General features: G+C 44.3%; 14 protein-coding genes and 1 riboswitch. Of the genes, 10 read left to right on the plus strand and 4 right to left on the minus strand.

What is annotated here, in order from left to right; translation table 11 throughout:
• The first annotated feature begins 78 nt into the window (after positions 1–78).
• A complete protein-coding gene (ruvA, locus tag Q4B79_RS02840; RefSeq protein ID WP_303084914.1) occupies positions 79–708 on the plus strand; it encodes a Holliday junction branch migration protein RuvA in 630 nt (209 codons plus the stop codon).
• On the opposite strand, the gene tsaA is transcribed toward ruvA, so the two are convergent.
• Positions 705–1412: a tRNA (N6-threonylcarbamoyladenosine(37)-N6)-methyltransferase TrmO gene (tsaA, locus tag Q4B79_RS02845; protein WP_303084915.1), complete on the minus strand. Its 708-nt coding sequence runs from the start codon at positions 1410–1412 to the stop codon at positions 705–707. The two genes, ruvA and tsaA, sit on opposite strands and share 4 nt — an antisense overlap.
• A gap of 144 nt (positions 1413–1556) precedes the next feature.
• On the opposite strand from tsaA, the gene Q4B79_RS02850 reads away from it, so the two are divergent.
• From Q4B79_RS02850 to Q4B79_RS02880, 7 genes are all read left to right on the plus strand, one after another.
• Positions 1557–2330 carry a ferredoxin--NADP reductase gene (locus Q4B79_RS02850; RefSeq protein ID WP_303084916.1) on the plus strand — a complete coding sequence of 258 codons (774 nt, stop codon included), beginning with the start codon at positions 1557–1559 and terminating at the stop codon, positions 2328–2330.
• Between the two features lie 89 nt (positions 2331–2419).
• Positions 2420–3829: a DNA repair protein RadA gene (gene radA, locus Q4B79_RS02855; RefSeq protein ID WP_303084917.1), complete on the plus strand. Its 1410-nt coding sequence runs from the start codon at positions 2420–2422 to the stop codon at positions 3827–3829.
• Positions 3830–3839: 10 nt separating this feature from the next.
• A complete protein-coding gene (locus tag Q4B79_RS02860) occupies positions 3840–4598 on the plus strand; it encodes an ABC transporter permease (protein WP_368500043.1) in 759 nt (252 codons plus the stop codon).
• An 80-nt stretch (positions 4599–4678) separates the two neighbouring features.
• Positions 4679–4767, plus strand: a riboswitch (TPP riboswitch).
• A gap of 107 nt (positions 4768–4874) precedes the next feature.
• A complete protein-coding gene (locus Q4B79_RS02865) occupies positions 4875–5891 on the plus strand; it encodes an ABC transporter substrate-binding protein (RefSeq protein WP_303084918.1) in 1017 nt (338 codons plus the stop codon).
• Positions 5888–6622 carry an ABC transporter ATP-binding protein gene (locus tag Q4B79_RS02870; RefSeq protein ID WP_303084919.1) on the plus strand — a complete coding sequence of 245 codons (735 nt, stop codon included), beginning with the start codon at positions 5888–5890 and terminating at the stop codon, positions 6620–6622. The genes Q4B79_RS02865 and Q4B79_RS02870 overlap by 4 nt, the downstream gene beginning before the upstream one ends.
• Positions 6623–6713: 91 nt before the next feature.
• Positions 6714–8564, plus strand: a complete 1851-nt coding sequence (locus tag Q4B79_RS02875) for an ABC transporter ATP-binding protein (protein ID WP_303084920.1) — start codon at positions 6714–6716, stop codon at positions 8562–8564.
• A gap of 166 nt (positions 8565–8730) precedes the next feature.
• Positions 8731–9549, plus strand: coding sequence for a hypothetical protein (locus tag Q4B79_RS02880; protein WP_303084921.1), 819 nt, complete (start codon positions 8731–8733; stop codon positions 9547–9549).
• A 134-nt stretch (positions 9550–9683) separates the two neighbouring features.
• Here Q4B79_RS02880 and Q4B79_RS02885 read toward each other — a convergent pair whose 3' ends face one another.
• Positions 9684–10157, minus strand: a complete 474-nt coding sequence (locus Q4B79_RS02885; protein WP_303084922.1) for a septal ring lytic transglycosylase RlpA family protein — start codon at positions 10155–10157, stop codon at positions 9684–9686.
• 25 nt (positions 10158–10182) lie between these two features.
• Positions 10183–11463 carry a transglycosylase SLT domain-containing protein gene (locus Q4B79_RS02890; protein ID WP_303084923.1) on the minus strand — a complete coding sequence of 427 codons (1281 nt, stop codon included), beginning with the start codon at positions 11461–11463 and terminating at the stop codon, positions 10183–10185.
• 758 nt (positions 11464–12221) lie between these two features.
• Between Q4B79_RS02890 and Q4B79_RS02895 the strand changes: the two genes are divergently transcribed.
• Positions 12222–13994: an acyl-CoA dehydrogenase C-terminal domain-containing protein gene (locus Q4B79_RS02895; RefSeq protein WP_303084924.1), complete on the plus strand. Its 1773-nt coding sequence runs from the start codon at positions 12222–12224 to the stop codon at positions 13992–13994.
• Between the two features lie 109 nt (positions 13995–14103).
• Positions 14104–16383 (plus strand): site-specific recombinase, encoded by a 2280-nt coding sequence (locus Q4B79_RS02900; protein WP_303084925.1) that lies wholly within the window; start codon positions 14104–14106, stop codon positions 16381–16383.
• Positions 16384–16517: 134 nt separating this feature from the next.
• Here Q4B79_RS02900 and Q4B79_RS02905 read toward each other — a convergent pair whose 3' ends face one another.
• Positions 16518–17444: a super-infection exclusion protein B gene (locus Q4B79_RS02905; protein ID WP_303084926.1), complete on the minus strand. Its 927-nt coding sequence runs from the start codon at positions 17442–17444 to the stop codon at positions 16518–16520.
• Between the last annotated feature and the right edge of the window lie 190 nt (positions 17445–17634).

Genomic DNA, 17634 nt, shown 5'->3' on the forward strand with positions numbered 1-17634 from the left:
TTGGTGGTTTTACACCCATAAACCAAGTTCAAGCGATTGGGCTTGGTTTTTATTTTTAAAACAATTGAAGGAACAACCATGATAGCCATTTTAAAAGGCGAAATTTGCCACTTATCTGCTCCTGTGGCGTGCGTGATGACCTCAGGCGGGGTGGGTTATGATGTGGAGATGAGCATTCCTACTTTTTGTACTCTGACACTTGGGCAATCCGTTACGCTGTTTACCCACCTTCATGTGCGTGAGGACGCTCATCAGTTGTTTGGCTTTGCCACACCAAAAGAGCGAGAAGTGTTTCGTAAACTCATCAAAACAAGTGGCGTGGGAGCAAAAATGGCACTTGCCATACTCTCCACCCTACCCCCTGATGAGCTTGCCCAAGCGGTGGAGTATGACGATGAAAATGCACTCACTCGGGTGGCAGGCGTGGGCAAAAAAACCGCCCAACGGCTCATCATTGAGTTAAAGGGTAAATTGGACGGCGGGACGGAGACTGGTTTATTTAATATGCCAACCACCACCCAACCTGCCCTCCAAACCGCCAACCCCATGCACGTCATCGCCGAAACAGAAAGTGCATTAGTCAGTTTGGGTTATAAAGAAAAAGAAGCCCAATCTGCCATTAAAACCGCCAAACAAAATCTGTCTGATGATGACTTAACCACGTCCAATCTGTTAAAGGCGAGTTTAAAATTATTGTCGGGGTTTTAACTCACCGCCCGCAGTTGTACGATAACCAGCCCCCCAGCCCCATTCATACAAAAATCCACGTCCACCGCCTTATATCTCATGCTACACACGATGTCTGTTTCGTGTTGGCGGTAGGCAGGGCGGGGGTCTTGGGCGATAAGCTCACTGATGATGTCTTTGTCATGTTGATGTAAATCATGATTTTGTAAAAATGTGCCAAAATCCTGCTCGGCAGTATCCGCCCAACGCACCGACCGAACAGTCGGTTTGTCAAAACTCATTGCACCGTCCACACTATCGACAAATGCCAAATAGGGTTTGATGTCCAGTATGGGTGTGCCGTCCGCCATGTCCGCCCCTGTGATGTGTAGGATGACGTGGTTGTCCTTGACTTCTAATTTATCAAATGCCACCACTGACAACCCCACCGCCGATGGTCTGTACATACTGCGTGTAGCAAAAACACCAATTTTGTCATTACCACCCAGACGGGGTGGACGCACTTGGGGGCGAAAATTATCCTGTGGTTTGTTGTGATGAAACAGCCAAAGCACCCAAAGATGACTGTAATTTTCAATACCCACAAAGGCATTAGGGTCATCATAAGGCGTGATGAATGTGATGTGACTCTTGACTGCCACGAGATTAGGCTGGCGAGGAATGCCAAATTTTTGGGTAAGGGGCGAGTGATGATGACCGATAATCGGCAGGGTGTGCGTATTCATGGCGTTTTTGAGGTACTTATGCTAAAATATGTCGCAGATATGCCAATTTGGCATTAAAATTTGGTAGAAAAAATCGTTATTATACACAAAATTTGTTATCATATCACTTTTCAAATCAATTATCATTATCACTAGGATTTGTTTATGTCAAAATTCATCAAAGAAACCGTAACCTACGTCCATCATTGGACAGATCGACTATTTACCATCAAAACTACTCGTAGTGATGGTTTGCGTTTTAGAAGTGGCGAATTTGCGATGATTGGGCTAGAAGTGGACGGCAAACCACTCGTGCGTGCTTATTCTATCGCCTCTCCTGCATGGGCGGAGGAGCTTGAATTTTACTCCATTAAAGTCCAAGATGGTCCTTTGACCTCTCGCCTGCAACACATCAAAGTGGGTGATGAGCTTTTGGTTTCTAAAAAACCCACAGGCACGCTTGTCATTGATGATTTGCTTCCTGCCAAAAACTTGTATCTACTTGCCACAGGTACAGGGCTTGCTCCATTTTTATCACTCACTCGTGAGCCAGAAGTGTACGAGCGTTTTGAAAAGGTGATTTTGGTGCATGGCGTGCGTCATGTTGAGGATTTGGCATATCGGGACTTTTTTGAAAATGAGCTACCCAACGATGAGATTTTTGGCGAATGGGTGCGTGAAAAATTCATCTACTATCCCACCGTAACTCGTGATGAGTTTAAAAATCAAGGGCGTGTTACCGACATCATCAAATCAGGTAAATTGTTTGACGACATTGGCTTACCACCGATTTGCAAAGAAAATGACCGTGCGATGATTTGCGGTAGTATGGCAATGAATGCTGATATGTCAGCGATTTTGGATAGCTTTGGGCTGACCGTCTCGCCACGCATGGGCGAGCCTGCTGACTATGTGGTGGAGCGGGCGTTTGTGGGCTAACTTAACCTTAAACCATCAAGCAGATGTGATGATTTCATGACATTTGCTTTTAGATTTTTTGTTCAACACCCTTAATTTGGAACACAAACATGGCAAAAGCAAAAACTTCCTACGTTTGCCAATCCTGCGGTGCTAATTACGGCAAATGGTCAGGACAATGTATTGATTGTGGTGAATGGAATACCCTAGTGGAAGCCCCATCGGTTGCCATGCCTCATCATAAAAACACCAAACCAACCAGCCCCACCCCAAAAACCGCAAACTACGCAGGAGCGGTATCGGGCGTCATGAGTCTTGACGAAGTGGGCGTAACATTGGAAACTCGCATGCCAACTGGTATTGGCGAATTTGACCGTGTGCTTGGCGGTGGACTAGTGGCAGGTTCTGTGGTGTTAATCGGTGGCGACCCCGGTATTGGCAAATCTACAATTTTATTACAAACCGCCATCAACATGGCAGGTAGCGATTCTTTGGCGGGCTCTGCCCTATACATCACAGGCGAGGAAAGCCTCTCTCAGGTTGCCATGCGAGCCAAACGCCTAAGACTGCCAACCGACCGCCTAAGGGTGCTTGCCGAGACCAATGTTGAGACCATTTGTCTAGCCCTAGCCACCGAACAGCCTGCGGTTGCTGTCATCGACTCCATTCAGACCTTATTTACAGAAGCCATCACATCAGCACCTGGTGGCGTCTCCCAAATCCGAGAATCTGCTGCCATGCTAACTCGCTACGCCAAACAAACAGGCACGGCATTATTTTTGGTGGGACATGTTACCAAAGAGGGTTCTCTGGCAGGCCCTCGTGTACTAGAACACATGGTGGATACAGTATTATACTTTGAGGGGGAAAGCGATAGCCGTTTTCGCATGATACGAGCGGTAAAAAACCGTTTTGGAGCAGTAAACGAACTGGGAATTTTTGGCATGACTGACACGGGATTAAAAGAAGTTGCCAACCCCTCTGCCATTTTTTTGAGTCGCTACGATAAGCCCATTGCAGGGTCGGTCATCATGGTCAGTCGTGAGGGTACTCGCCCCCTGCTGGTCGAGGTACAAGCATTGGTCGATGACAGCCATGCCCAACCTAGACGCATGGCACTAGGACTTGATTACCAGCGTCTATCCATGCTACTTGCTGTCATGCATCGTCATGGAGGCATTCATACCAGCGGTCAGGACGTGTATGTTAATGTGGTGGGCGGCGTTCGAGTGATGGAAACAGGTTCGGATTTGGCGGTACTGCTTGCTTGTGCATCAAGCCTAAGAGAGCGTGCCTTGCCGCCTAATCTCGCCGTCTTTGGGGAGGTGGGCTTATCTGGCGAGATTCGCCCTGTACCAAACGGTCAAGAACGCCTCAAAGAAGCCATCAAGCACGGCTTTACTCACGCCATCATCCCCAAAGCCAACGCCCCAAAACAAGGCGATGATAATTTTAGCAACATTAATATTATCGCAGTAGATAGACTTGATGACGCTCTGTCACAAGCCTTTTATTTATGACATTTATATCATGTTTGGTTATTTATTTCGACAATACCTCATTAAATACAGCTTGATGATTGTCTTGCTGGTCATCTGGCAAATGACGGTGATGTTTGGCATTATCCCTGATTATTTATTACCATCGCCCACTCAGATTATTGTGGCGTTTATTGAGGATTTTTATTTACTATTCAATCATGCCAAATATACATTATGGACAGCATTTTTTGGCGTGTGTATTGGGCTGATATTAAGTTTTGTATTATCCATCATGATGGATTTATCAAAAACTTTTAAAGAAATTATCTACCCCATTCTACTTCTCAATCAAACCATTCCCACCATTGCCATTGCACCATTACTGGTGATTTGGCTGGGTTATGGCATATTACCCAAAGTGGTACTTGTGGTGTTGTCCGTGTTTTTTCCCATTACCATCGCACTCATCGATGGCTATAATTCGGTAGAAAAAGAACAGCTGAATTTATTTCGCTCACTAAATGCCACCAGATATCAACTTTACCGCCACCTAAAAATCCCATCTGCCATGAGTCATTTTTTCACAGGATTAAAAGTAGCCTTGTCTTATGCTCTGATTTCGGCAGTAGTGGCAGAATGGCTTGGTGGCTATCATGGGCTTGGCGTGTATATGACGAGAGTGAGAAAATCTTATGAGCTGGATAATATGTTTGCTGTGATTTTTTTAATTAGTATTTTGACTTTGTTATTAATTGGCGCGGTTAAATTATTAGAAAGAAAAATATTGGCTTATCAATATATTAAATAATCATCACATTAACCTTAAATTATCCAATTTTTAAATTTATCATAAATGGCTTGACAAGCTTTTATCATTTCTTTATAATCAAGAGAAAGTCGGGGTGCCGATAGGCTGAGATGATACCCGTGAACCTGATACAGTTAATACTGGCGTAGGAAACTTACATGAACTTATTGAATATTTTTGATATGACATTTGGTTTGGTCGTATTAACTGTACCTTGTATCGCCTTTGGGTTATTGTAATCCAAAGGTTTTCTTTATTTTAACGGAAGCGACATTCATGAAACCAAACACAAAATCACACAAAGCACTTGGCATCAAATGGCTATCTACCCTCATCTGTGGCACAGCCCTGTGCTTGCTTGGCTGTCAGCCCTCCAATGACACCAAGACCGCCCCGCTTGATGAACTTGTCATCGCCCTAGACTGGACACCCAACACCAACCATACAGGGCTGTATGTGGCACTTGATAAGGGCTATTTTGCCGAGCAGGGTTTTGATGTGAAAATCGTCCAACCCTCTGAGGATAGCACCTCCACATTAGTGGCAAATAACCGTGCTGATTTGGGCGTGTATTTTCAGCCCAACATGGTCAAACGCCTAAATAAAGGGGAGCCAATTACCGCCATCGCCACCATCGTCCCTCACAATAACGCAGGCTTACTATCCCTAAAATCACTGGGGGCGACCACGCCTGCACTTTTACACGGCAAACGCTACTCCACATGGGAAGACCCCATCGATGATAAAGTTGTGGCAAGTTTGGTGGGCGAACCCCTAAACCCCATTCCCGGAGAAAGCACCGATGCCACCAGCGCCTTACGCATGAACCAGTTTGATTATATTTTGGCTTATTATAGTTGGGACGGCATTCACGCAAACTTAAAAGGCGTGGAAACCAACTTTTCCTACCTAAAAGATGCTAACCCTGTGTTTGATTATTATTCGCCAGTATTAATCGCCAACACCAACCAGCTTCAACAAAACCCCAATCGTTACAAAAAAGCCCTAAACGCCATCTCACAAGGCTACACCTACGCCAGCAAACACGCCGATGAGAGTGCCGACATTCTCATTAAGTACGCCCCAGAGATTAATCCAGAACTTGCCAAAGCCAGCCAAAAATACATGTCAGGGCAATATTTGGCAGAAGATGGCAGTTGGGGGAGATTTGATTATGATAGGTGGGACAGATTTTTTACATGGGTGTATGAACAAGGTCTTATCCAAAACCCCTTTGCACCACACGAGGGCGCAACCAATGATTTTTTACCCCAAAACCAGTCCCAGCCATGACCAAGCCCATCACATTATCCCTATCCAATATCCATCATGAATTTGATGGTCAGGCGATATTTACAAATATTAATCTAAATGTCCATCAAGGCGATGTCGTGGCGATTGTCGGCGTGAGCGGCGTCGGCAAAACCACCTTATTTGACATCGCCTCAGGGCTAATCCCCCCTAAACACGGACAAGTCATCATCGATGGGCGTGATGTAACCGCCTGTGCAGGGCATGTCGGCTATATGCTCCAAAAGGATTTGTTGCTACCCTTTAAGTGCATATATGACAACATCGCCCTACCCTTGACACTCAAAAACACCCCAAAAGACATCATACACCAAAAAATCACTGCGTTACTACCAGCATTTGGACTTGAAGGTCTGACACATAAGCACCCCACCCAACTCTCAGGCGGTCAAAGACAGCGAGTGGCACTGCTTAGGACTTATCTTAGCAACGACAAAATCATGCTACTTGATGAGCCATTCTCGGCACTTGATTTTATTACCAAAAACCAAATGTATGATTGGTTTGACAAATTTCGCACCCATGCTCATCTTACCTGCCTCATCATCACGCACGACATTGATGAGGCCATGAGGTTATCTGACCATTTATATGTTTTGAGCGGTTATCCTGCCACTTTGTCGTCTCATTTTGTCATTCCCAAAACCCATAACTTCGCCCAAAGCCAAGAATATTTATCTTTAAAAAACCAAATTCTAAACACCCTAAAATAATCACACACAAATAAAGTAGCACGCCCCATTGATAATTACACATTCGCCCATATTTATCATTGATTATTAAAAAATACAACACACCTTTATTATGTCTTTATTTCGCTATTTTGAAAACCGCCTAAATCCTTATCCTGATACCCCCATGCCCACCCCAAACCCCAATCAACGTCGATTGTTTGCGTTTTTGTGGGCATGTACAGAAGGAGCGAGAGGCTGGATTGGCTTACGTATCGTCATCTCAATATTGATGGGCGTGTTCGGCTCTTTGTTGTTTGCGTGGGCAGGCGATGTCATAGACTGGCTGACCATCTACACCCCAGACACGCTTTGGCAAGAAAAAGGAGCAACCATCACGCTGATTTTGGGATTGTGCGTACTGTCGATTTTTGGGGAGTTTTTTGGCAATTTGGTGCGTTTTCAAGTGCTACAAGGGGTCATGCCCATGAGACTGCGTTGGTGGTTTCATAAGCACATGCTGGGGCAATCCATGCAGTTTTATCACGATGAATTCTCAGGACGTGTCTCCGCCAAAGTCATGCAAACCGCCCTGTCGGTGCGTGATACCATCATGACGATGGCTGAGATGGTGTCGTTTGTAATAGCCTATCTCATTACCAGCGGTGTGATTTTACTTGGGCTGGACATTTGGCTGTTTTTACCATTTGTTGCATGGCTTATTTGTGTAGCGATGATGATGAGGTTTTTTTTGCCACGCCTACGTCAAAGTGCCAGCAACCAAGCCAATGCTCGTGCCTTGATGACAGGACGCATCACAGATGCTTATGCCAACATCAGTGCCGTCAAGCTGTTTAGTCATTCAAATCGTGAACTGACCTACGCAAAATCCGCCATGAATGAGTTCATGGATACCGTTCACACCCAAATGCGATGGGTGTCCGTGCTAGGCACCACCACCGAAACCATCTCGCTACTGATGATTGTTGGTAGCACCGCCATTGGTGTGTACTTATGGATGGCAGGCAAGGTAACCGTTGGTGCCATCGCCATTGCCAGCGGAATCGCCCTACGCTTAAAAGGCATGATTCAGTGGATTATGTGGGAGATGGCAAGCCTGTTTGAGCATATCGGCACCGTACAAGATGGCATGAATACCCTAACCACACCTCATGCCATCATTGATAAAGATAACGCCGAAGACATCGTGGTTAGCAACGGGCAGATTGAGTTTAAAGGCGTACAGTTTAATTATGGACGTGGCGATAAAAATACCAAACTTTTTGATGATTTTAACCTCTCCATCAAGGCAGGCGAAAAAATCGGACTAGTGGGGCGTTCAGGTGCAGGCAAATCCAGTCTTGTCAATCTACTTTTGCGTTTTTATGATGTTGATGGCGGTCAAATTACCATTGATGATCAAGACATCAGCCAAATCACCCAAAACTCCCTACGCCAAAACATCGGCATGGTAACCCAAGACACCGCCCTACTTCACCGCACCGTACGAGAAAATATCGCCTATGGCAGACCTGATGCCAGCGATGAGGAAATTATCGCCGCCGCTCGTCTTGCTCAGGCATGGGATTTCATCCAAACCCTAAAAGACAAACACGGCAATACGGGGCTTGACACCGAAGTCGGCGAACGTGGCGTAAAGCTCTCAGGGGGTCAGCGTCAGCGCATCGCCATCGCTCGTGTCATGCTAAAAAATGCCCCCATTTTATTGCTTGACGAAGCCACCTCCGCTCTTGATAGCGAGGTTGAGCATGCCATTACCCAAAGCCTAGATGAAATGATGAAAGGCAAAACCGTCATCGCCATCGCTCATCGCCTATCGACCATCGCAAGCCTTGATAAACTGGTTGTCATGGATAAGGGCAAAATCATCGAAATGGGTAGCCACGATGAACTACTCGCCCAAAATGGCGTGTACGCAAGCCTATGGGCAAGACAATCAGGCGGATTTTTGGGTGAAATGTAAAGCCTCATGAGTCAGTTACATAAAACCAACAATTTACCACAAACTACTCTCAATACACAAAAGACAATTAAGATAGATTTGGTATGATTTGACAGACCTCTTACATAGATTTAGCGTAGGGCATCGCCCAATTACCATGTTTTGATTTAACTTTAATGGAAGTATCATGAAAATGACCAAAATCGCTTTTTTAACAGCCCTGTGCCTGCCCCTATCCGCCCTTGCACAGATAAACGCTCCCACCTTGCGTGATGAAATTACCACGCCTGTTTTTTATGCTGGTGCTACCAACCTGCTGACGCAATCCGTTGCCAGCATTCCCAGCATTTCAGCAAATATCAGTAACGTCAATTACATCAAAACCACCATCATTGATGCCAACAAAAACGGCAGTACAAGGCTCGATGTCAGTCTGATTGATGATTTTATTGACGATGTTTCGCCCAACGCTCGCCATTATCCACCAAATTTCCCCAATCGCACCACCGAATTTAATACCGCTGATACCATTAAATATCTCTCTGACTGGCTAGAACCCTATGCTAACGCTTCTGATGCATCACTTGATGTCGTGCTACGTGCCGCCAAAATCAACGGTATGGCTCGCAACATGAATGTCGGCACAGAATACACCCAGCGTGCCAATAAATACATGGCAAAAGCACTAAACATCACTCCTGATGACGCAGAGGCCAACTTCTTGTATGGCATGATGATTAGTGAGGGTGGCGGTTTTGTTGAGGGGCAAAAATACCTCCAAAAAGCCTCATCGCTTGGCTATCTTGAAGCCGAGCAAAGCCTAGCTCAGGCAGAGCTACTCGCTGGCGACCACGCTGGCGCCATCACTCGCCTTAGAAATTTACAAAACCAATATCCACATAACTCCCAAATTGCCGAGCAAGTACGCATTGTTGAAAGTGGCGGTTTTTACATTTGGAACATCAAAAACGATGACATCAATGTCAAACCACTAAACATCAACTAACCACACTTGCCAGCTCATTTAATCCGTCAATTTTGGCGGATTTTTTTGGTTTTTAGCAAATTACAAATAAAAAAAGCCACCCCCAAAGGTAGCCACTTTAAGGGTGGGAAAGCTTGACAAGTTTTGATACAGGCTTACTCAGTTTTAAGTGCCAAATTTACCACGCTATCTTGACTGGCTTTATCATCGGCTTGTTTTTTAGTGTCTTTGTCTAGCTTTTCTTTGGCAAGCATAGAATCGGTAACTTTTGCTTCCTTTGCAGGTTTGGCACCCACAGGCGTTACTTTAACTTTAACCAAGCCTGCTGATAATGGTGCTAATTGCTTAAAAGCATTTTGGGTTAAATCAATACGTCCTGCCTTGCCGATACGGTCATTGACTTTACAGGTAATGGATTTTCCTGTTTTGACATTGGTAACTTCCACATAAGTACCAAGTTTATACTGGTTAGAGGCACAAGTCATGCCTTTATTGCTAAACACTTCGCCATTGGCGGTTTTACGACCATTGAATTTGTCAGCATAATAAGACGCTGTGGTGGTATTGGCATATACTGACATACCAATCATTGATGTTAAGGATAAAATACAAGTATAAAATAAACGCATGATAATTTCTCTGATAAATATAAAATTACACTTCCATCGTTTTGATGGTTTCAAGATAAGTACGGATATTCGCTACGTAATGCATGCATTGCACATAGCGACTGTTTTGGCTGGCATTTTGGGAGAGATAGCCATAAACCTCAGCCCAACTGTTGCCGTTACGCCCCTTGGTATTAAGCTCGCTTTGGATACGCTTGATGGCATTAGGACCCATATTATAAGAGGCCAGCACAAACCAAAGACGCTCTGACTCGGAGACATCTGCATAGAGCTTTTCGAGAACTTCTAGGTACTTAGCACCGCCTGCGATGCTTTCAATGGCGTCAGTGCGATTGACGACCCCCATTTCTTTGGCGGTGTCTTGGGTAAGCATCATCAAACCCTCCACGCCTGTGCGTGAAATGGCATTGGGGTCAAGATGAGATTCTTGGTAACTGATGGCTGCTAACACTCGCCAATCGTGGTTATGCGCTTTTGCTCCCTGTAAAAATGCATGCTTGTATAGAGGCAGACGCTGACTGATGGCACGCTTAAAGTGCTTATCACTGTATTCGTTATCCAACAAAGTTTGGTCATAAAACCGTGCCAAAGAAGTGGTCAATGCCATCTCATTGGTGTCACAAAAAAAGGCGTTGGCATGCTTCATCATGGTGCCATCATCAGCCCCAAAAATCAGCGATATTTGGGTATCTAGCCCATATCCACCCACCGTCTGTGCCATGCCATCATCACACACCAATCTTGCCCCAGCGTGCGTGGTGCTTGACCCCAAAAATCCATCAACCTGACCTGATGTTAGGGCGTTGAGTGCTTCTTGTTCGGTGTCGTACACTTTTAGGTTAAGCGTTACGCCCAACTTATCAGCATAACGATACGCCACGTCATGACCAAAGCCATGCAACAAATCCTCATGATGAAAAACCGTGCTGTCGCTTTTGGTGGTGGCAATTGTCATTTTGCCTTCATTAATGACTTTTTCTAGGGTACTGATTGACTGAGGCGTGGTTGGCGTTAAAAAACCTTTGACAGGCAAAATAAATAACGACATCGCACCAACACACAACACCCATTTGCTTAGGGTGCTAGCAGACTTAGAAAAATATGTGAATCTTTGGGCGAACCTACCCAATAAACCCAGCCTGTCAGCTTGACTTTCCTTATGAAGCAAGGCGGACTTTTGAATGACAAAAGGTGTAAATGTAGTTGTTTTAAAATTCAGATGATGTAAAGAGGCGTTAGGTGTTGTATGACTTCTTTTGTGAAAGGAATAATAAAAATGTTGATTGTCAGTGCGAATGCTTTGCATAAAGATTCTCCTATCTTACCGCAAACATCATTGGGGAGCATCAAGCACCATAAATGATGGGGTAATTGTTTTAGATATCCACCTTGACACGATGTTTGTCCAAACTCTCCTTGATTGTTACACCAAGCATTATTTGACATCTATGCCAAACCAGATAAATCATCATGACATCAATATATAGCATCTAAGACACCATCAAGCTTACTTGTATTGACCAGTTAGCCAAATCAATACAAGCTGACATCATCACGCAACTACCAAGCGGTTTAACTAAAATTTTGGCAACTGCTTCGCAGGCTTGTAATTTGTGGGTAAGACAGCCCACTCACAAACACAGGGTTAATTAAAACTAAAATAAACTATAAAGTTAATATAGAGAATTTCGCCAAATGTGCAAGACACCATGCGAAATTATGGAGATAATCGGTATAAAATATCCGTTAAATGGTAAAAATTAGCAAAATTTCACAAAATCCACCAAAAGTCTGACAGATTTTTTATAAAAAAAATAAATTTTAAAAATTACAAGTTATTTTAGTGAACTTAATAGTCATTTTTATAATATTAATAAAATCAAATAGTTAAATCATAAATCAAACAAAAGACAAGGTTTAAAAATAATTATCATTATAACACATGTTTACCATATAGCTCTCATGACAAAATGACTGATAAGTACAAATCATACCATTGCCAAATGCTTATTTTTTGTTTAAATTTAAAAACACTTCATCTGTTTCTCAAAAAAGGACACACTCATGACCCTACAATACACCGCCCCCCTAGACGAAATGCGTTTTACACTCAACGAAGTTTTTGACGCACCAACCCTCTGGCAAAACACGCCTGCCCTATCGCATATGGACAGCGATACGGTGGAGATGATTTTGGACGAAATGGCAAAATTCGCCCAAGAAGTCATCTTACCACTCAACCAATCAGGCGATGACGAGGGGGCAAGCTATCTAGGCGAGGGTAAAGTTGCCACCCCCAAAGGGTTTAAAGAGGCATTTCGTGCCTATGCGGACGCAGGGTGGATTGGGCTTGGGGGCGACCCTGATTTTGGTGGTCAAGGCATGCCAAAAATGGTCAGTATGCTCACCGAAGAAATGCTCTTTGCCACCAACCAATCTTTTGCTCTATATCCCAACCTAACCGTTGGGGCAAGCCTATGCCTACTGGCAAGCGGTAGCGATGAACAAAAAGCCCTATACCTACCCAAACTATATAGCGGTGAATGGTCTGGCACAATGTGTCTGACCGAAGCTCACGCAGGCACGGACTTAGGCATCATCAAAACCCGTGCCACCCCAAACGCTGACGGCTCGTACAACATCACAGGCACAAAAATCTTTATCACGGGCGGTGAGCATGATTTGAGCGATAACATCGTGCATTTGGTGCTTGCCAAAACCCCCAACGCTCCTGCTGGCTCAAAGGGCATCTCACTCTTTATCGTGCCGAAATTTTTGGTGAATGCGGACGGCTCTTTGGGCGAGCGTAACAGCGTACAAGCAGGCTCGATTGAGCATAAAATGGGCATCAAAGCCTCTGCTACCTGTGTGATGAATTTTGACAACGCCAAAGGCTACATGGTTGGGGCAGAAAATACAGGCTTGGCAAGTATGTTTGTGATGATGAATTACGAACGTGTTACTATGGGTTTGCAGGGCTTGGGAGCAAGCGTTCTGGCTTACCAAAACGCCTGTGCCTACGCCCACGACCGCCTACAAGGGCGTGCCGATAGCGGTGTCAAAAATGCCGACAAGGTAGCCGACCCCATTATCCACCATGCAGACGTTCGCCGTATGCTCCTAAACGCCAAAGCCAACAGCGTCTGTGCTCGCACCTTTGCGATGTATGTGGCTCGTGAGTTGGACATCGCCAAATTTAGCGATGACAAAGACGCCAAAGCCCAAGCGTCCGCCAAAGTTGCCCTATTGACCCCCATTGCCAAAGCCTTTTTGACTGACATGTCATTTAACGCCACGATTGATTGCCAGCAAGTCTTTGGCGGACACGGCTACATCAAAGAATGGGGTATGGAGCAAATTGTCCGTGATACTCGCATTAGCCAAATTTACGAAGGCACAAACGGCATTCAGTCGCTTGACCTTTTGGGGCGTAAAGTTGTCAAAGACAACGGTGTGGCGATGTTTGCCCTACTTGACGAAATCAAACACGCCACACAGACACTCGATGACAGCCCCCTAAAATCCGCCACGTTGCAGGCGTGCGACAGCGTTAGTGAGTTGACCGCACACCTTATCAGCACCGCCAAAGCTGACCCAAACGCCATTAACGGCTCGGCGGTGGATTATCTGCACGCAGTTGGTTATCTGTGCTATGCTTATATGTATGTACTGATTAGTAAAGCGTGCGTGGGCAAAGACGGTGAATTTTATGCCAATAAAATCCGCCTTGCTGACTACTTCACCGCTCGCATTTTGCCACGCCTGCACGCTCATGCCACAAGTGCCAAAAATGGCGTGGAGAGTATCATGGCATTTGATGAAGCATTTTTTGCTTAATTTTTAACCCCAAAGGCACTCCAAAGCAACGCCAGCTTTGGGGTGTTTTTGCAAAAAATCAAAAGTGTGCTACAATGAAAAGCCATTTTATAAACCAAGGACACAGCCTGTGCTAGAACATAGCTCCGACTTGCGTCATGTTTTGCAATACATTCATCTACTTAAAGAATTGCCAGAACCCACCTCTTTGAAGCGTTTGGTTGATGCACTGCGTACGCCAAGCCATGACGAGGTACAGATTAATGCCAAGATTCGTGAATTTATTACCATCTTACAAGAAAATCCTGAATACGGCGTTAGTTTAGCAACTTTTATACTTAAATTGACAGACAGCTATCAACGCATCATGCTGTATGCTGACACAGGCATCGTCTCTGATGATGGGTTTTTGCACGGCATTGGACAGCTTGTCGGACATCGTTTTTTGCCACTACTTGCCAGAGAAGATTCCGTTGTAGAGTTGGCAAATTATCTTTTTGATGATGACAACGACCTTGAATGGCTCTCTTTGATTAGCCCTGACAATTGGCAAGAAATGATAGCCCTCATCAAAGCAGACGACAAGCACTTAGAGCTTGTCGCTAGTGCCAAAAATAGCATTTTAAACTCCCTTGTGATTTTGTCCTATCGTATCAGCGGTATCGGTCTACATCCCGAAATGATGGACGCTTACCCACAAATGTTGCCTTGCTCGGCAGCCTTTGTCGCCCAAAACCAAGAAGCGGTACAATTTGCCGACCACTATCGCCAAGCCCATCATCTCGATGCCATGACCGATACCATGCCAAAGACGGACATCGACCCTGCACCGCTCATCGTCATGCTTGACCAGTGTAGCGAAATCGTGGCAAATATCCGCAAACGCATCTACAAAACAGGCATTTCCATTCGCATGACCAACATGCTCGTTCGCCTCGAACAAAGCATTCATCGCATGCATATTTTGATTGAGCTTTTGTGCAACAAAAACCAAAACCGAGATAAAGCCATCATTGGTCTTATCCAAGAAATCGTCCGCACCGCCAAAACTCGTTATAGCTTTGGTTATCTTATCCAAAACAACACCAAATTGCTCTCTCGCAAAATTACCGATAATTCAGGGCGTGTTGGCGAACATTATATCAGCACCGACCGTGCTGGCTACCAAAAAATGTACAAAAAGGCCGCTCTTGGAGGACTATTCATTGCCTTTATGGCAACCCTAAAAATACTGGGTTCATCACTCATTCTTGCCCCCATTGGCAAGGCATTCATCAACAGCATGATTTATGGGCTTGGGTTTGTCAGCATTCATATCGCAGGGGGAACGGTCGCCACCAAACAACCTGCCATGACCGCCGCCGCCATCGCCTCTACCATCTCTGAAACAGGCAACAAGAAAACCAAACAACTCACCAAACTTAGTGAGCTTGTCGTGGATATCATGCGAACGCAGTTTATCGCCATTGTCGGCAATATCTCAGTTGCCATTCCCATTGCTTTGTTGATTGCATTTAGCTGGATGCAATACTATGGCACACCCATGATTAGCACCGAAAAGGCAGGGTCGCTATTGCACGAACTTGATCCACTTCGCTCCTTGTCCTTGATACATGCAGGGATTGCAGGGGTGTTTTTGTTTTTGAGTGGACTGATTTCAGGCTATTATGACAACCTAGCCACATTTAATAAAATCGGCGAACGCATCAAACACCACAAACTCCTTACCTACCTCATGCCTAGCACATGGCAAAATCGTTTGGGCGACTTCATAGAAGCCAATCTTGGGGCGATTATGGGTAACTTTATCTTTGGTTGCTTTTTGGGTAGCACCGCCACCATCGGCTATATGCTTGGCTTACCGCTTGACATTCGCCATATTGCCTTTGCCTCAGCAAATCTGGTGCATGGATTATTTTTCTTAGCCCCCCAAGATTTGACGTGGCAAATCGCCCTGTATTCTTTTATTGGGGTGTTACTCATTGGCATGGTAAATTTAATGGTAAGCTTCTCACTATCTTTGATGATTGCCTTACGCTCCAAAGAAGTAAACTTCAAACAATGGCAAGATTTGGGCGAACTCATATTCAAACACCTCATCACTCGCCCAAGAGATTTTTTCATACCCCGAAGCGAAACCGTGAAATACGCACGCATTGACAACGAAGGTAAAATCATTCACGATGACAATGTCAAAGAAGCTACCATGCCAACAGGTTATGTGGTTCGTAGGCTGGGTAAACGCAAAGTCAGTGCCGAGACCACCGCCAAAACTGACCTTAGCCAAGAGCAGTTTACCCCTGTGGGTGTGCCACTTGAAGCGGGCGAAGTTGGGCTTGACATGAACAATGAAAACAACGCCAAAAACCCCCTACCCAAACCCGACAAACCGCCACAATTGCCTAAATAAGAAAAAAGCCAAACATGATGTTTGGCTTTTTTATCAAAAGATAATAGGGTTTAACAACCCTTGATTTTTTAGTTTTCTTATCTCAACCCAACCCACACTCTACACAAAAAATTTACTTATAAAATAATCACACGCTAAGTATCTAAGTCAGGTTGAACCCAACTCCTAAACATATCAATAAAAGGACAAAAAATTAAACACAACCATCTACATAAAATATGCAGACCAAATACATAACAAATATATAAAAAATTCCAACCAAAAACATCAAGCCAGCCTTGTTTTCCCAACATAATAGGCAAGATTCTCACATCATCAATTATGTCTATTGCAACCGCAGATATTCCAACAAACATCAAAAAACTCATAAATAACACCAATGAAGAAACCCAAATAAACCCCCAGATTTCAGAACTGGCACGATGCATTAAGTGATCGCCACTAATCCAACCAAACATTCTCCAAAATACCAAACATAAGGAATATATGACAGGTACAAAAGAAATCAGCTTGATAAAGCTCATAAACATTGCTGACTTGCCAAGCTCGGAGTTTAAAAACAATCCACTATCTTGATAATAGCTGTACAAAAATGTACTTTCTGTAATATACGCATTAAAGCAAAAAAGTCCGCCACCATTTTCTGATACAGATGCCAATCTTGCATTAGACTTCACCCACTCTATAATCCCAAGCACCCAATCAGGTTGCCAAACAAGTGTCATGTCCTTTATCCAAGCCGACACAACAAACAGCTCAAACAAGGCATAACAGCCTACAAATAACAGTGCATAGCGTTGTTTGTTGGTGGGTATGACATAACCTTGCTCTTCTATCAAATCCCAAACAATCTCTTTTTCATCATCGGTTAAATTTTCTTCTATTTCTTTTTCTAGTGTTTGTAGGTATTTTTTATATTTATTGGCTTCATAAGTATGGCAAAATATGATGAGACTACTTATCATCAATGCACATACCACCAAATACCAAATAAAATTAACCAATAGATTTTGAGCAGAGCTAAAACCATCTATCTCAAAACCTAGACCAATAAGACCCACTATCACCCAAAAAGCAATAATCAAGGTATGGTAAAAAATATGCACTTCATATAAACGATTGGAGACAATCCAATCTTGGATAGGGTCGGAGTAGTAGGACATGGGTGGTAAGTAGGGATAAAATCATCTATCCTATTGTAACACACATTTTTAATGTTTATTCTTGTCTCTTTGTTGTTCCATCAGCGTA

This window comes from Moraxella sp. (assembly GCF_030525845.1).
In the GTDB taxonomy this organism is placed as follows: Bacteria; Pseudomonadota; Gammaproteobacteria; order Pseudomonadales; family Moraxellaceae; genus Moraxella.

Excerpts from the sequence above, each read along its gene's own strand:
- Q4B79_RS02860 (WP_368500043.1), top strand. The coding sequence starts at position 3,840 with ATGTTTGGTTATTTATTTCGACAATACCTCATTAAATACAGCTTGATG.
- ruvA (WP_303084914.1), top strand. The coding sequence starts at position 79 with ATGATAGCCATTTTAAAAGGCGAAATTTGCCACTTATCTGCTCCTGTG.
- radA (WP_303084917.1), top strand. The coding sequence starts at position 2,420 with ATGGCAAAAGCAAAAACTTCCTACGTTTGCCAATCCTGCGGTGCTAAT.
- tsaA (WP_303084915.1), bottom strand. The coding sequence starts at position 1,412 with ATGAATACGCACACCCTGCCGATTATCGGTCATCATCACTCGCCCCTT.
- Q4B79_RS02875 (WP_303084920.1), top strand. The coding sequence starts at position 6,714 with ATGTCTTTATTTCGCTATTTTGAAAACCGCCTAAATCCTTATCCTGAT.
- Q4B79_RS02870 (WP_303084919.1), top strand. The coding sequence starts at position 5,888 with ATGACCAAGCCCATCACATTATCCCTATCCAATATCCATCATGAATTT.
- Q4B79_RS02895 (WP_303084924.1), top strand. The coding sequence starts at position 12,222 with ATGACCCTACAATACACCGCCCCCCTAGACGAAATGCGTTTTACACTC.
- Q4B79_RS02865 (WP_303084918.1), top strand. The coding sequence starts at position 4,875 with ATGAAACCAAACACAAAATCACACAAAGCACTTGGCATCAAATGGCTA.
- Q4B79_RS02880 (WP_303084921.1), top strand. The coding sequence starts at position 8,731 with ATGAAAATGACCAAAATCGCTTTTTTAACAGCCCTGTGCCTGCCCCTA.
- Q4B79_RS02885 (WP_303084922.1), bottom strand. The coding sequence starts at position 10,157 with ATGCGTTTATTTTATACTTGTATTTTATCCTTAACATCAATGATTGGT.
- Q4B79_RS02890 (WP_303084923.1), bottom strand. The coding sequence starts at position 11,463 with ATGCAAAGCATTCGCACTGACAATCAACATTTTTATTATTCCTTTCAC.
- Q4B79_RS02850 (WP_303084916.1), top strand. The coding sequence starts at position 1,557 with ATGTCAAAATTCATCAAAGAAACCGTAACCTACGTCCATCATTGGACA.